Below are 13,773 nucleotides of genomic sequence, written 5' to 3' on the forward strand. Positions count from 1 at the left end.
CGATGGACACCCTTGTCATTGGCTAGTGGTTCCCACTACCAAGCCCACAGCGGACTTTCACCGCCAAGTTACCGCCCGTGCCGGGCACACATACAAAAACGAGAAGGGCTTTCGCCCTTCCCTTTATTTAATCACTACCGGAACTGCTGCCAACACTTCCTCACTAGCAGGTGAAATTACTTCAATTTTACCCTTTTTTCCTTCTCCTTGAGTGGAAGTGTATGTCAGTTTTGTGTCAAAGCTCCCCATTTGGGGATAAGCAGCAGAAATAGTAGTGGTATTTTCTATTAAAGACTGACCGTTTTCATCGCAAAGTCTTACTTTTACTTTATCCCCTTGTACACGTCCCCTTCCCCTTACTGTAATTTCGCCACTAACTGCTTTATTGGGGCTAGGCTCTTGCAACTCTACTGTTTGAGTAACATCCTGTTGTCTCTCCTGCCTTTCTCTAGTTTCATTTCTTGGAGCAGGTTGTTGCTGTTGTTGCTGTTGTTGCTGAGCTTGTTGACCCCCTTGTTGTCTCTGTTGTCCCTCACCATTTTCGTTGGCAACCTCGCTCTCTAAATCTTCTTCAAGCTCAGCACCTATCAAAAATGCTACCCCATGAGGTTCATTATTCAGATCTAGTCTAATTAACATAACCCCATCATCGTTATTTCCATTTTCCTCATTATTCTCTTCCTCTTCATCTTCTTCCACTACTTCACCAGCTTCACCTCGTACAAACCTAACTTCAATAAGTGATCTATTTACATCTGGTATTCTCTGAAGCACCTCTACTACTTCCAATTGGCCCAAAGCATTGTCTTCAGTGTGAGCTAATACCCAATACTCATTTTCTTCTACAAACCAGACTGTCATTTCACCTTCCCTGTTATTATTCACCAGTTGTCTTGCCATTCTAGGACCTTCCTCTAAAGGAATTTCTTCAAAGAATATCCGTGATACCTCTGGAACAATAATTCTTTCAGGCTCTTGTGGTGCAGGTTCCTGTTCCGGTTTCCGCGCTGGACATCCTACAATTATTCCTGCTATCATAATCACTATTAGTAACGTACTAAACTTCTTAGTAAGATTCAATTCAACCACTCCTATTACTATATTTTATTAGATTACTGAAAAGTCGTGCCATGACATTGAACACAACTTTCTCTAGTTGCTTTACCCGATTCACCTGGTTCTGGATGGTCAACTCCTTCATGACATGTTACACAAGGTATTTCCAAATCAAAGTGCTTTTGGTTATGGGACAATGGACTTTGTTCTTGTACATCCTCATGACAATCTAAGCACCGCTGCGAGAACTCCCACGTATCTGATTGCGCCTGTGGTACCGCTTCTGGGTTTGTCACGTGTACATAAAGTTCTCTTAATCCATTGGCTTTCCGTTCCACAGCGCCAGTAAACCCAGGTTCTGCATGACACGCCATACAACTTACGTTCTGATGAACTGAGTTTTCCCAACTATCAACTAAAGGGGATATAGAATGGCAATTTGAACAAAAACTAGGTTGTGAAGTAAAGTGAAACCCTGCAACTCCGAGAACCATCAAGCCCAATACTCCAATTACTGTTATAATTTTGTATTTCATTTTCTACTCCTCCTTATCGACCGCTATTAAAATTTTTCCCCCTTTAATTTTTAATACACTAGCCACTTCTTGGATTTAAAACCAATTTGTTTCCAAAATAAAAAAAGCTGACTTCGAAAAGTCAGCTATGATAGTCATTTATAGATATTCGATTATTTCCCATGATGCTTTGCCAGATATTACTTTCTCCCTATAATCCAACTTTACAATTACCCATTTTCCTTTTCTATCCTTTTTAGTAAGTATGGGTACTATTTCACTGCTAAAAACTTGAAATTGAACATCTTGGCTTGCTAATAGTTGGTGTTCTTTTTTTATTTTATTGATCTTCTCTTTTAATCCTACCAGAGATATTTGTTCACACCAATGGGGTAACTGCTTAACCCTTTGACTAAGCAAAAAGTCTAGCTTCAACAATTCTTTAAATCCCATATCTTTTATATTGTTTGCTTCACAATATGCCAGAAGTATTTCATAAAGATTTCCCTGCTTTATCCCTCGATCGAAGTGTCCTTTATCAAGCCAATATTGGGCCAATCCCTGAAAAAACTCAAAAGGGCTGTCCCAATACTCCCTATAAAACATAAGATGTTCTAGACTGTATTCAAAAAGGCGTGAATTGTAGTATTTAACTAATACTTCTTCAATACGATGTAAGTTCAATAATTCTTCATAGCTCATATCCCTGTTGGATAACACTTCATAGGGAGGGTATTGCTTAAATTTATAGCTATATTCTTTCGCATTTTCTCTAATAGCTGAGCCCTTTAACATTTTTAAGAATCCCTGCTGAAGCATATCCGGTTTTAGTGCAATCACGTCATTAAAAGACTGAGCAAATGATTCATAATTTTCTTCTGGCAAACCAGCTATTAAGTCTAAATGCAAGTGAATATTTCGCTGTTCTCGCAGTCTCTTTACGCTTTCTGTTAATTTGTCAAATTTCACTCCTCGATTTATCTCACCTAATGTATCTTTGTTGGTAGATTGAACTCCAATCTCGAATTGAAAGAGTCCTTTTGGAATACCTTTAAGAAATTCAATACTCTCTTGATCTAACAGGTCTGCACTAATTTCAAAGTGAAAATTAATGTCTCCTTCAGCATTATCCACTAAAAATCTCCATACCTCCATAGCAAATTCTTTGTTGGCATTGAAGGTTCTATCTACAAATTTTACTTGTTTAACTCGGGCAGCTATCAGCAATCCTAACTGCTCCTTCACTTTTTCCATTGAAAAAAACCTTACTCCTGTAGTAGCTGAAGAAAGACAATAGCTACAATTAAACGGGCATCCTCGTGATGCCTCAAAGTATACAATCTTGTTCTCCAAATATTTCAGATCTCCATAATAAGGGGCGGAGAGGCTAGATAATTCTAAAGCCTCTCCAACTGGGTTGCTTAGTATTCGTCCCTTATTCCTCCATACAAGTCCTCCTACTTGCATTAACCGGTGATAATTTTCACCCTTTTTCAACGCGTGTAAAAGAGTGTAAAAGCTCTTTTCTCCTTCTCCAGTTATTATGTAGTCGATGTATTCATGCTGTGCTAAAGTCTCTTCTCCATCAAATGAAACTTCAGGTCCTCCAAGCAATATCTTTGTTGCTGGAGCTACTTTTTTCAGATCCTGTGCTATTTTCAAAACAAGCTCTATGTTCCAAATATAACAACTAAAAGCCACTAAATCAGCTTTTTGCAAGTATATCTTTCCCAACAAATCTTCTTGGTGAGCGTTTACTGTAGCTTCTAAGATTTCTATTTCAAATTCACTTTTACAGTAACTAGATAAATATCTAACCGCCAAGGAGGAGTGGATAAAACTAGAGTTAAGTGCCACAAGTAATGTCTTCAATCTTTATCACCTCAAGTTATACTATATCTTTTTTAGTGACTTCTAGCAACATATCATCAATTTCTGATGTTAGATTCAGATATCCTCGTCCCTGTTGATTTGGTCCAACTCCCATGTTTTCTGTTAACTCCAATAACGTCTTTTTCACCTGATCTGGGGAATAATCTGGTCTAATTGCTAAAATTTTAGCCGCTACTCCCGCCACTATAGGAGTGGCCATGGAAGTTCCAGACATTTCAATGTACCAGTTGCCGACCCGACTTTCCCGCATAATTTTTTTACCTACAAATGCCCTAGGCGAGTGTAACGAAATAATTCCAGTACCTGGAGCTACTAAATTCGGTTTAATTATCCCTTCTATAGTTGGCCCTCGACTTGAGTAATCTGCTATTACATCGTCTGATCGATCTTCCGTGTTATTATCATCAGTTGCTCCTACTGTTATTACATCAGCTTGAATACCGGGAGTTCCCACTGTTCTACTAGCTGGACCTTCATTGCCTGCGGCAACACATACAACTATCCCCTTTTCCCAGGCCTTCTTCACTGCTATACAAACTGGATCTTCATTGGAGTTTAATGTTGCTGGTGCACCCAAGGATAAGCACATGATATCAATTTCTCTTCCCTGATCGAGACACCAATCTATTCCCTCAACTACAGTTGATAAACTACCAGATCCCAATTTATTTAGTACCTTTATGCCGATTATATTTGCATCATATGCTGGTCCCCGGTACTTACCATCTGATGCGGCTCCATTCCCAGCAATACAACCAGCCACATGAGTGCCGTGCCCATTATCATCATAGGGCCTATTCTTTCCCTTCACTAAGTCCACCCAACCAATTAAGCGATTTTTGGGGTTGGTCAAGTCTGGATGAGAGTATACTCCAGTATCTAAAACTGCTACATTAATGCCCTTACCTGTTATTTTCTGTTGCCATAGTAACGGAGATCCTATTGTAGGAACAGCTACATCCAATAATGCCTTGAATTTTTGATCTTCGCAAATTTTCACAATTTGTTTTTTATCTATAAGACCTTTGATTGCATCAATGTTTAAATCAGCCTTATAAAAATCCAAGTTTTTATATTTTCTCTCTATTTTACAACCCTTATCACAAATATATTTTTCTAACTCTTCTTTTTCTTTGGTACTTGACCTTTCATCCACAGTCAACAATACTTTAAACTTGGTCCGTTTATTATTTTGTTTAAACCACAATTTTTGTAAAAAACATGGAACCCCGCGCATATTCGAATAGCTCTTCATAATATTCTTTTTTAAATTTGAATCTAACTTTTGACTATTTCTCATCCAATCAAAGTCATTTGTCCACATAAAAAACACCACCCTTTTTTTGCCTATAATATTTTATGGCAAAAGGTGGCGTTTGGTGAAATTATAAAATCGCTATTACTTCCCTAACTTTATTGTTACGTGAATTACAGTGAGGACATCGAGGTATTATTTCTTGTTTATACTCCCCACTACAGCTGCATTTGTGCTTAGGCTTTTCTCCTTTTGGTATAACTAAGCTGCGGTCACATTTTTCACACCTATGCTCTTCTCCAAAGAGCATAGCTCCTTTATTCGCTCTAAAATTGCGTCCACAACAATTGCACTCGAGCAAGTTCAAAGACCCCAACCATCTCGACCCCCTAAAATGGTATGATTTTCAGAATTGACATATAATTTCTAGCCAACATCGTCTTTCGTAATCATTATATCATCTTCTTAAGGACTTGCAATCTTTTTTTTCGAATCGCCTTTTAATGCAAAAAGATATATACCCAGACCAATTATGGCCGCTATACTTGATATAATATACATATATGAGTAACCGACCACACTTACTACTATTCCCAAGATAATTGCTCCTGATCCTATTCCTAAGTCAAATGCTGAAAAAAATGTTGCATTGGCAGCTCCCCTTCTACTCGCAGGTGCAAGCTGAATGGTTAGAGCTTGTAAGCTAGGCTGTACTGAGCCAAATCCCACTCCCAATAGTGCGGCTGCAATAATAAAGTAGTGTAAGTTAGTGGCTAACCCCAATACCAACATAGAAACTGCCACGATTAAAAGACCGGGAATTACAACCACGTCTGCACCGTAATTATCTGATAATCTCCCCGCTATTGGCCTCGCTATTATCATAAGCATGGCCATTACAGTAAAGAAAAGCCCCACCTCTTCTATCCCCATTGAAACTGCATAAAGGGCAATAAATGTGACCACGCCACCATAAATAAATGTTAGAAAAAATAAAACAGCACTAGTTTTAAAGGAGGTCGGTTCAATTATCTTAGGTTTTGCTTTGCCCTCTCTTTTTATCTCTTGTTGCGAGATATCTTTGTATTTAAATTTCACTGCTAATAACATTCCTACAGTTGCCAGAGCTGTAGATGCGAGAAAAAGTGTCTCAAAGCCATAGGAATTGACAATAAATATCCCCAACGCAGGCGAAAAAGCCAATGAAACATTTATCCACATACCGTAATAACCCATACCTTCTCCGCGTCGAGAGGCTGGAACAATATCTGCAGCTATTGTTCCTACTCCCGTTGTAGCTGCAGCCCAACCTATTCCGTGCACAACGCGCAATAGTAGCAGCGCCCATAAGGTGATTGCCCATGTATAGGAAATAGCTGATAGTATGAAAATTGCCAGACCAAATAGCAATACAATTTTTCTTCCCTTGAGGTCGGCTAGCATACCTGCATAGGGGCGCACTAATACAGCCGCAATAGTGAATATACCTATCACTAATCCAGCAATCAGCTCTCCTCCCCCTATGCTTTCTGCATACATAGGTAATGTTGGTAGTAAAATTTGAAACGCTATGAATAAAATAAAATTGATAGCGCTTATTAATACAAATTGTTTTGTCCAAATTGCTTCTTTCGCCTTTTCCATTTTCACAACTCCAACTTTGCAATAAAGGATTTTAATTAAGTCCGGCCATGGGCCGGACTTATGGTTAGTAAGTATTATGCTAGTTTTAAGTTTTCTCGAAGCAAGTTCGGAAGAACTTCTCTTTTGACATCTACCAGGCGTTGATTTGCTGAGCCCCTAAAATCTAATTGCAGATTTTTCTCTTGCTCTATATATGGCCCATCCACCAACACATCCGTATAGTAAAGCAGTTCCAACCAACCGTTTTTCTTTAACTTCAATATTTCTTCTATGGTGTAACCGGTATAAGTCCATACATCTTTGCCCCGTTTAACCACTTCTCGAGCCAAAATAGCGCACGCCTCTGCTTGTTCAAAAGGATCTCCACCGGATAATGTTATGCCTGTCAGTAGGGGATTACTGTCAAACTCAGCTAATATTTCTTCTGTATATACCTCAATTCCCCCGTTAAAGGAGTGAGTTTCTGGATTATGACATCCGGGACAGTTATGCTTACATCCCTGAGCCCAGACCACCATTCTCAGTCCAGTGCCATCAACTATACTGTCATGGGTGCAATTTGATGCCAGCCTCATTTTCACTTTAATCCCCTCCTTTAACAACTATGCTTTATTCTATCCTTTTCTTCTGCGAGCTTAGCATCATTCCATCTGGTTTTCAAGTCTCCCACCAAATAACCAGTTATTCTCCTAATTCGCTCGAAGTTAATCCCTTCACCTTTACCTGTTATAGGAGATGCTTCTCCTTCTTTACGGCGACAATTGTGGTTAGGGCACTCATCCTTAATAATACCTGTATAGCCACACACTGGGTCTCGATCTACAGGGTGATTAATAGAGCCATACCCGATATCACTTTCATACATAGCTTTAATTACTGCTTCAAAGGCCTCTACGTTTTTGGAGGCTTGACCATCTAACTCGATATAGGTAATATGTCCTGCATTTGTATACTTATGGTAAGGTGCCTCTACCTTTATTTTATCAAATGCTGTTATTCCATACCATACTGGCACGTGAAAAGAGTTAGTGTAATAGTCTTTATCTGTTACTCCTGGTATAACCCCAAACCGTTCCTTATCCATTTTAGTAAATCTACCCGCTAATCCCTCTGCAGGTGATGCTATCAAGGTGAAATTTAATTTGCGCTTTTGAGACTCTTGATCTAAGCGCTCTCTCATATGACTAACTATTTTTATCCCTAACTTCTGCGCTTCTTCTGCTTCCCCATGATGCTTGCCAATTAAGGCTATTAAGCTTTCAGCTAAGCCGATAAAGCCCATAGACAGAGTGCCGTGTTTAATTACTTCTCTAACTTCGTCGTTCCATTGCAGCTTATCTGAATCCAACCATATCCCCTGCCCCATTAAAAATGGCATATTCTTAACCTTTCTCCGGGCCTGGATTTCGAACCGCTCTAGCAATTGTTCTATTATAGCGTCAATTTTTTCATCTAACCCCAGGAAGAATTTATCCACATCTCCCTTGCTCTCTAGTGCTATTCTAGGTAAGTTTAAGCTTGTAAAGCTCAAGTTCCCCCGACCAGCCGTTACTTCTTGCTCTGGGTCGTAAGCATTGCCAATTACTCTAGTACGGCATCCCATATAAGCTACTTCTGATTCCATCCCTTTACTACTATAAGGTTTATTAAAACTAGCATCTTGAAAGGAAAAGTTAGGGAAAAGTCGCTTAGAACTAACATGGATTGCCAACTTAAATAAATCGTAATTTGGGTCTTCTTGATTATAGTTAACTCCTGTTTTTACTTTAAATATTAGAATCGGGAAGATAGGGTTTTCCCCATTACCTAGACCCTGTTCCTGAGCTAACAGCAGGCTTTTTGTAACTAACCTACCCTCAGGAGTTGTGTCTGTTCCAAAGTTCACGCTACTAAATGGCACCTGAGCACCAGCTCTAGAGTGCATTGTATTTAGATTGTGAATAAAGGCCTCCATAGCTTGGAAGGTAGAGCGCTCTGTTTCTCTAGTAGCATTTCTGCCCGCTGATTGCTGAGCTCTATCAAAGAGCTTTCTACATTCTTCTTCACTTATGCTTGTCACATTTGCCTTTGTTTTTTCTAACGCTTCTTCTAGTGCTCCCTCTACAACATCCAATCTAGAAGGTAACTTATCTAGTATTTTTTTGCTCCCAGCCAAGATATCCGCACTGTATTGCTCCCAGTCAGCTATTATTTTCAAAAATGCTTCCTTTTCCTTAGCAAGATACTCTGGAACTGTATCTAGTTTTGGCTGCATTTGATCTGTTATTGCTTCAGCTACAGCAATTTCTACTATTGCTTGTGATATTACTGGCTCTACCTCTAATAGTAGCTCTATACTCTTAGCTAAGTTGCTTTTATATGTACGTACGTATGTCTTTCTAACACCTGGGGCCATTCCATGGTCAAAATTAGGAATAGACTGTCCACCGTGTTGATCATTTTGATTTGCCTGAATAGCTATAGCTGCAAGCGCTGTATAGCTCATTATATCCTGAGGCTCTCGCAAGAAACCATGGCCGGTACCAAAGCCATTGGGGAATAACTTCAGTGGATCTATTTGGCAGCATGTTAATGTAAGTGTTAAGAAGTCCATATCATGTATATGCAAATCCCCTTCATTATGTAGCTTGGCATGCTCGGGATTAAGCACGTGAATCATATTAAATTCCTTAGCACCAGTAGAACCGTATTGCAACATGGTACCCATGGCAGTATTCCCGTTGACATTGGCATTCTCTCGCTTATCATTGCTATCCTCTGCTTCACTAAAGGTAATACCGTAGTAAGCTTTCATCAGCCTCGTACTTTTTTCTCTCACCTTATTCCGAGTATCTCGATAAAGCATATAAGCCTTGGCCAATTCATAGGAATGTCTCATAAGTACTTTTTCTACGGTATCTTGCACTTTTTCTATTCCTACTGTAGTTGCGGTGGTGTTAGCTTTGAGCTCACTAGTTACTTCTTCAGCCCACTTTGCCACAATATCTCTTTCATCTACCCCATTAGTAGCCTCTTGCCTCGCCTTAAAGGGCAGACTCACTAGAGCTTTATAAATAGCATCAGCTATTTTCTCCTGTCGAAATACTTTGTAGCGCCCATCTCTCTTTTGGATGCGTTCAATCATGGTACCTCTCCTTTTCGTTGTTTATATATCTTTTAGCTTATTGCTCAACTCAGCAAAATCTGACGCTGCTTCAAAACGCTTGTATACTGAGGCGAAGCGAACATAAGCTACTTCGTCTAATTCCTTTAGCTTGTCCATTACCAGTTGACCAATTGCCTCCACTGGAACCTCTTTTTCAAACTCAGCTCTCAGCCTATCTTCCACCCAATCTACTGTTGCTTCAATAGCTTCAGGGTCTACCTTTCGCTTCTCACAAGCCTTTAATATTCCGTTTAATATTTTATCCCTATTAAATGCTTCTTTTGAACCATCCGTCTTAATAACCACTTGGTCCTCGATGCGTTCATAAGTGGTAAATCTCTTCTCACACCTGGGGCACTTGCGTCTCCTTCTAATTGCACTACCATCATCTGAAGACCTTGATTCTATTACCCTAGTGTCCTGTTTCTTACAGCTTGGGCACCTTATAACCATCACCTCGTTACACTATATATAGGAGTTGTTCCCTTCTATAACATTAAAACACACTAGATATAGCTTTGCAATAGGACAAAGGAACTATATATGTCACAATTTCTTCAAAAAGAATAAAGAGAGGACAAGTCCTCTCTTTATTAATTAAATTCTTTAAAAAAGAGCTAGCATTGTACTAGCTCTTACTCTTAGGGGGCCTAGGTCCAAAATATTGGTAGTAGTCTACCTTAATTCTGCCATTATACAATTTTCTCTTTTTTGATGCTTGTTTCCCAAAAAGAGCTTCAAATTCTGGGTGGGAGGTAATGATGTAATATGACCACGTGTCTAACTTAGTGAACACCTTCCCCATTTCCCGGTAAAGTCGATCTACCTCCTCCTTTTCCCCTAACCTTTCTCCATAAGGAGGATTGCATATAATTTTCCCGTATTTTTTCTTAGTTTGCAGTTCACTCATGGGCATTTGCTGCAAGTGAACTAATTGATCAACCATTGCCTCTTCTGCATTGCATCTGGCCAATTTTAAAACCTTCTCATCTATATCAGTTCCCCTAATGTCTAATTCCCGATCATATTGTGCTAAGTCGTGAGTTTCCCGCCTAGCCTCCTGCCACATTTGCTTTGAGATATTAGGCCATTCCTCGGCCACAAACTCTCTATTCATCCCCGGGGCTATATTTTGACCAATCAAAGCGGCTTCAATAGGGATAGTTCCAGACCCGCAAAAGGGGTCAATTAACGTTGTATCAGGGTGCCATCGAGATAATATTATCAGCGCTGCTGCTAAGGTTTCTTTGAGCGGTGCTTCACTAGTTAACTCTCGATATCCCCGTTTATGAAGCCCAGGTCCAGTAGTATCTATGGTTAAAGTGACTTCATCCTTTAACAAGGCGACCTCAATTTTGTATAATGGTCCCTTTTCCTCAAACCACTGCACTGAATACTTTTTTTTCATACTCTCTACCACAGCTTTTTTTACTATAGCTTGGCAATCAGGTACACTGAATAGCTCCGACTTAATAGACTTCCCCTCAACAGGAAACTGAGCGTTTTCAGGTATAATTTCTGCCCAAGGAAGTGCCTTTGTCTTTTCAAACAACTCATCAAAAGTGGTGGCTTTAAAGGAGCCCACCTTGAGTCTTACTCTATCTGCTGTTCTCAACCACAAGTTTGTCCTACAAACAGCCATCCAGTCAGCGGTAAAGGTAACTTTCCCATTTTCTACTTCCACATCTTCATATCCTAAATCTTTTACTTCCTGAGCTACTATGGCTTCAAGGCCAAATGTAGCTGTTGCAATTAATTGAACTTTATCTGACACGGTATCACCTTTTCTCTGCTTTTTCACTGAGATATGCCCAGCGCTCTAATAAGTACTCTAATTGTTCTTCTATTTCCTTCTGCCTCTCCACAAGCTGTTGTAACCTTTCGTAGTCACTGGCAGTTTCATTAATTTCTTGATTGACTTTCTGTAATTCTTCTTCTGTTTTAGTTATTACCGCTTCTATCTCTTGGTACTCCTTTTGCTCCTTAAAAGTCAGTTTAACCTTTTTCTCCTTTTGTCTGTTGCCCTTGTCTTTACCCTTACTAACCTTATTATCCCCCACTTTAGGCTTTTCCATTTGGCTTTGCAGTTGCTGATACTCACTAAAGTTACCGATATACTTCTCAATAGCCCCTCCTCTTTTTATAGAAAATATCTCTGTAGCCACCTTATCTAGAAAGTAACGGTCATGAGATACCACTACGACTGCCCCAGTAAACTTCTCCAAATAATCCTCTAGCACAGTCAATGTCTGCACGTCTAGATCATTTGTGGGCTCATCTAAGAGTAATAGGTTGGGGGCACCCATCAGTATTCTCAGCAAGTATAGTCTTCGCTTCTCTCCTCCTGAAAGCTTGTGGATATAGGTCCATTGCTGAGCAGGAGGAAAAAGAAAAGTCTCCATTAATTGCGAGGCACTTATAGTATTTCCTTCAACCGTTTTTAGATATTCCGCTTCTTCCCTAATATACTCTATCGCTCTCATGCTTTCATCTAAGTCGATATTTTCTTGGGTGAAATACCCCACTTTAACTGTTTTCCCCACATCAATTTTTCCATCTATGGGCTTAGTATTACCTGCTATTATGTTCAACAGCGTAGTCTTACCTGTTCCATTCTCCCCAACAATTCCAACTCGGGATTTATTGGTAAATATATGATTAAAATCTGTTATTATCTTCTCATCACCATAGCTCATGAAAACATTTTCAAGCTCAACTACCTTTTTGCCCAATCGAGAGCTACCCACTGCAATTTCCACTTTCCCCTGTTTTTCCTTAGGTTTATTTTCTTTTAGCTCTTCAAACCGCTCCAGTCTCGCCTTTTGCTTTGTGGTTCTAGCTTTAGCTCCTCGCTTTGCCCATTCCAACTCATTGCGCAAAAGGTTTAACCGCTTGTTCTCTACTGCTTCATTTAGCTGTTCCTTAGCAGCCTTTTGTTCTAGGTACTCAGTATAATTTCCGCTGTAACTAAAAATGCTGCCCCGATCTATTTCCACTATACACTCTATAGTCCTATCTAAGAAATACCTGTCGTGAGTCACCATTAAAACTGAACCCTTAAAGTTTATAAGATACTGCTCTAACCAGGATACTGTTCTACTGTCGATATGATTTGTAGGCTCGTCCAAGATTAAGAGGTCAGGTGCGCTAATTAGGGCTCCAGCTAAAAACACCCTTCTCTTTTGTCCACCAGATAGCTTCCCTATCTCTGTATCAAACTGATTAATCCCAAGCTTGGTTAGAATAGTCTTAACCTGGCTTTCCATTTGCCAGGCATCCTCTGCATCCATTCGCTCACTTAACTTGATAGCAGCTTCTTGTAGCTTTTGATCTTCTGGGTTTAAGCGCAGCTGTTCAATTACGTATGAATAATCCCTGATTAAGTCCATATTGGCCTTATCACTTCTAAAAATATGTTGAAGAACAGTCATTTCTTCTTCAAATTGCTGATCTTGAGAAAGGTATTCAATAGTAGCGTTCCCTGCAACAACAACTTTTCCCTTTTCAGCTGTATCTAATCCAGCTATGATTTTTAACAAACTGGATTTCCCTGTACCATTGACTCCAATAAGGCCAATTTTTTCCCCTGACCTAATTGTCAGTGAAAGGTTATCAAAAAGTACTTTTTCCCCATAACTCTTGGTAATGTTTTCTACTGAAACTATGCTCATATAGTAAATCCCTTTCTAAGTTTTATAATTTATATTCAGTTTATGCATTAGGTCTCAATTGATAAAGAGTCCCATTTTTAAACGGTATACTCCTCTGTTAAACTAAGTGGCTCCAATTTTTCCCAATTAAATTCTCCTTTGCTCATCTCATGGCTAGTTATAACTCCCGACTCTTTGCTAAAGTCATCCTTTTTAATCATGTCAACCACCATAGCTAAACCCTGATCAAATAGCCAAACTGGCGGCTTGAATTCCTTTTTATGCTTATTAATTTGCAAGGCTATCTTAGTTACCCCCAATTTGTACATACAAATCATTTTTGCCCCTCGAGAAATCATAAAGTTTCTGTAGATAACATATTCTCCTTCAGACAACTGAGAAAAAACATGATATTCTTTTCCGTCAACTTGTATAATTTGTCTAGCCCTTCCATCATAAATGGTCATATTTAATCAACTCCAATTTAATTTATAACTCTTCACCATTTTTGAGTTTTTCTATAAATTGCTTCATTGTAAAATGAAGTTGAACTAATAAAAAAATCCATAGTGGATCCAACTGTAATATAATTAAATCACCACAAAATAACCAATT

The 13,773-nt window shown here is 39.2% G+C and carries 12 protein-coding genes; all 12 read right to left on the bottom strand.

What is annotated here, in order from left to right; translation table 11 throughout:
- Positions 1 to 123: 123 nt before the first annotated feature.
- The gene (locus GGQ84_RS14275) at positions 124 to 1,080 is read right to left on the bottom strand and encodes a Gmad2 immunoglobulin-like domain-containing protein (protein ID WP_429163481.1); all 957 of its coding nucleotides are present in this window, start codon (positions 1,078 to 1,080) and stop codon (positions 124 to 126) included.
- Positions 1,081 to 1,112: 32 nt separating this feature from the next.
- Positions 1,113 to 1,592: a cytochrome c3 family protein gene (locus GGQ84_RS14280; protein ID WP_429163482.1), complete on the bottom strand. Its 480-nt coding sequence runs from the start codon at positions 1,590 to 1,592 to the stop codon at positions 1,113 to 1,115.
- Positions 1,593 to 1,730: 138 nt separating this feature from the next.
- The gene (locus tag GGQ84_RS14285; protein ID WP_429163483.1) at positions 1,731 to 3,443 is read right to left on the bottom strand and encodes a B12-binding domain-containing radical SAM protein; all 1,713 of its coding nucleotides are present in this window, start codon (positions 3,441 to 3,443) and stop codon (positions 1,731 to 1,733) included.
- Positions 3,444 to 3,459: 16 nt separating this feature from the next.
- Positions 3,460 to 4,788 carry a S8 family peptidase gene (locus tag GGQ84_RS14290; RefSeq protein WP_429163484.1) on the bottom strand — a complete coding sequence of 443 codons (1,329 nt, stop codon included), beginning with the start codon at positions 4,786 to 4,788 and terminating at the stop codon, positions 3,460 to 3,462.
- Positions 4,789 to 4,849: 61 nt separating this feature from the next.
- Complete coding sequence (locus tag GGQ84_RS14295; protein WP_429163485.1) at positions 4,850 to 5,095, bottom strand: hypothetical protein; 246 nt, start codon at positions 5,093 to 5,095, stop codon at positions 4,850 to 4,852.
- Positions 5,096 to 5,184: 89 nt separating this feature from the next.
- Positions 5,185 to 6,363: an MFS transporter gene (locus GGQ84_RS14300; RefSeq protein ID WP_429163486.1), complete on the bottom strand. Its 1,179-nt coding sequence runs from the start codon at positions 6,361 to 6,363 to the stop codon at positions 5,185 to 5,187.
- A 74-nt stretch (positions 6,364 to 6,437) separates the two neighbouring features.
- On the bottom strand, positions 6,438 to 6,938 hold the full coding sequence (gene nrdG / locus GGQ84_RS14305) for an anaerobic ribonucleoside-triphosphate reductase activating protein (RefSeq protein WP_429163491.1): 501 nt from the start codon (positions 6,936 to 6,938) through the stop codon (positions 6,438 to 6,440).
- 20 nt (positions 6,939 to 6,958) lie between these two features.
- Positions 6,959 to 9,487 (bottom strand): anaerobic ribonucleoside triphosphate reductase, encoded by a 2,529-nt coding sequence (locus GGQ84_RS14310; protein ID WP_429163487.1) that lies wholly within the window; start codon positions 9,485 to 9,487, stop codon positions 6,959 to 6,961.
- Between the two features lie 21 nt (positions 9,488 to 9,508).
- Positions 9,509 to 9,961, bottom strand: coding sequence for a transcriptional regulator NrdR (nrdR, locus tag GGQ84_RS14315; RefSeq protein ID WP_429163492.1), 453 nt, complete (start codon positions 9,959 to 9,961; stop codon positions 9,509 to 9,511).
- A gap of 175 nt (positions 9,962 to 10,136) precedes the next feature.
- The gene (locus GGQ84_RS14320) at positions 10,137 to 11,282 is read right to left on the bottom strand and encodes a THUMP domain-containing class I SAM-dependent RNA methyltransferase (RefSeq protein WP_429163488.1); all 1,146 of its coding nucleotides are present in this window, start codon (positions 11,280 to 11,282) and stop codon (positions 10,137 to 10,139) included.
- Between the two features lie 4 nt (positions 11,283 to 11,286).
- On the bottom strand, positions 11,287 to 13,179 hold the full coding sequence (locus tag GGQ84_RS14325) for an ABC-F family ATP-binding cassette domain-containing protein (RefSeq protein ID WP_429163489.1): 1,893 nt from the start codon (positions 13,177 to 13,179) through the stop codon (positions 11,287 to 11,289).
- Between the two features lie 77 nt (positions 13,180 to 13,256).
- A complete protein-coding gene (locus tag GGQ84_RS14330; protein WP_429163490.1) occupies positions 13,257 to 13,625 on the bottom strand; it encodes a hypothetical protein in 369 nt (122 codons plus the stop codon).
- Between the last annotated feature and the right edge of the window lie 148 nt (positions 13,626 to 13,773).

It is taken from the genome of Desulfitispora alkaliphila, from assembly GCF_050433185.1.
Lineage (GTDB): Bacteria > Bacillota > Desulfitisporia > Desulfitisporales > Desulfitisporaceae > Desulfitispora > Desulfitispora alkaliphila.

What these genes read in the sequence shown, in the direction of transcription:
- GGQ84_RS14325 (WP_429163489.1), bottom strand. Translation starts at nt 13,179, where the DNA reads ATGAGCATAGTTTCAGTAGAAAACATTACCAAGAGTTATGGGGAAAAA.
- GGQ84_RS14290 (WP_429163484.1), bottom strand. Translation starts at nt 4,788, where the DNA reads ATGTGGACAAATGACTTTGATTGGATGAGAAATAGTCAAAAGTTAGAT.
- GGQ84_RS14330 (WP_429163490.1), bottom strand. Translation starts at nt 13,625, where the DNA reads ATGACCATTTATGATGGAAGGGCTAGACAAATTATACAAGTTGACGGA.
- GGQ84_RS14300 (WP_429163486.1), bottom strand. Translation starts at nt 6,363, where the DNA reads ATGGAAAAGGCGAAAGAAGCAATTTGGACAAAACAATTTGTATTAATA.
- nrdR (WP_429163492.1), bottom strand. Translation starts at nt 9,961, where the DNA reads ATGGTTATAAGGTGCCCAAGCTGTAAGAAACAGGACACTAGGGTAATA.
- GGQ84_RS14280 (WP_429163482.1), bottom strand. Translation starts at nt 1,592, where the DNA reads ATGAAATACAAAATTATAACAGTAATTGGAGTATTGGGCTTGATGGTT.
- GGQ84_RS14310 (WP_429163487.1), bottom strand. Translation starts at nt 9,487, where the DNA reads ATGATTGAACGCATCCAAAAGAGAGATGGGCGCTACAAAGTATTTCGA.
- nrdG (WP_429163491.1), bottom strand. Translation starts at nt 6,938, where the DNA reads ATGAGGCTGGCATCAAATTGCACCCATGACAGTATAGTTGATGGCACT.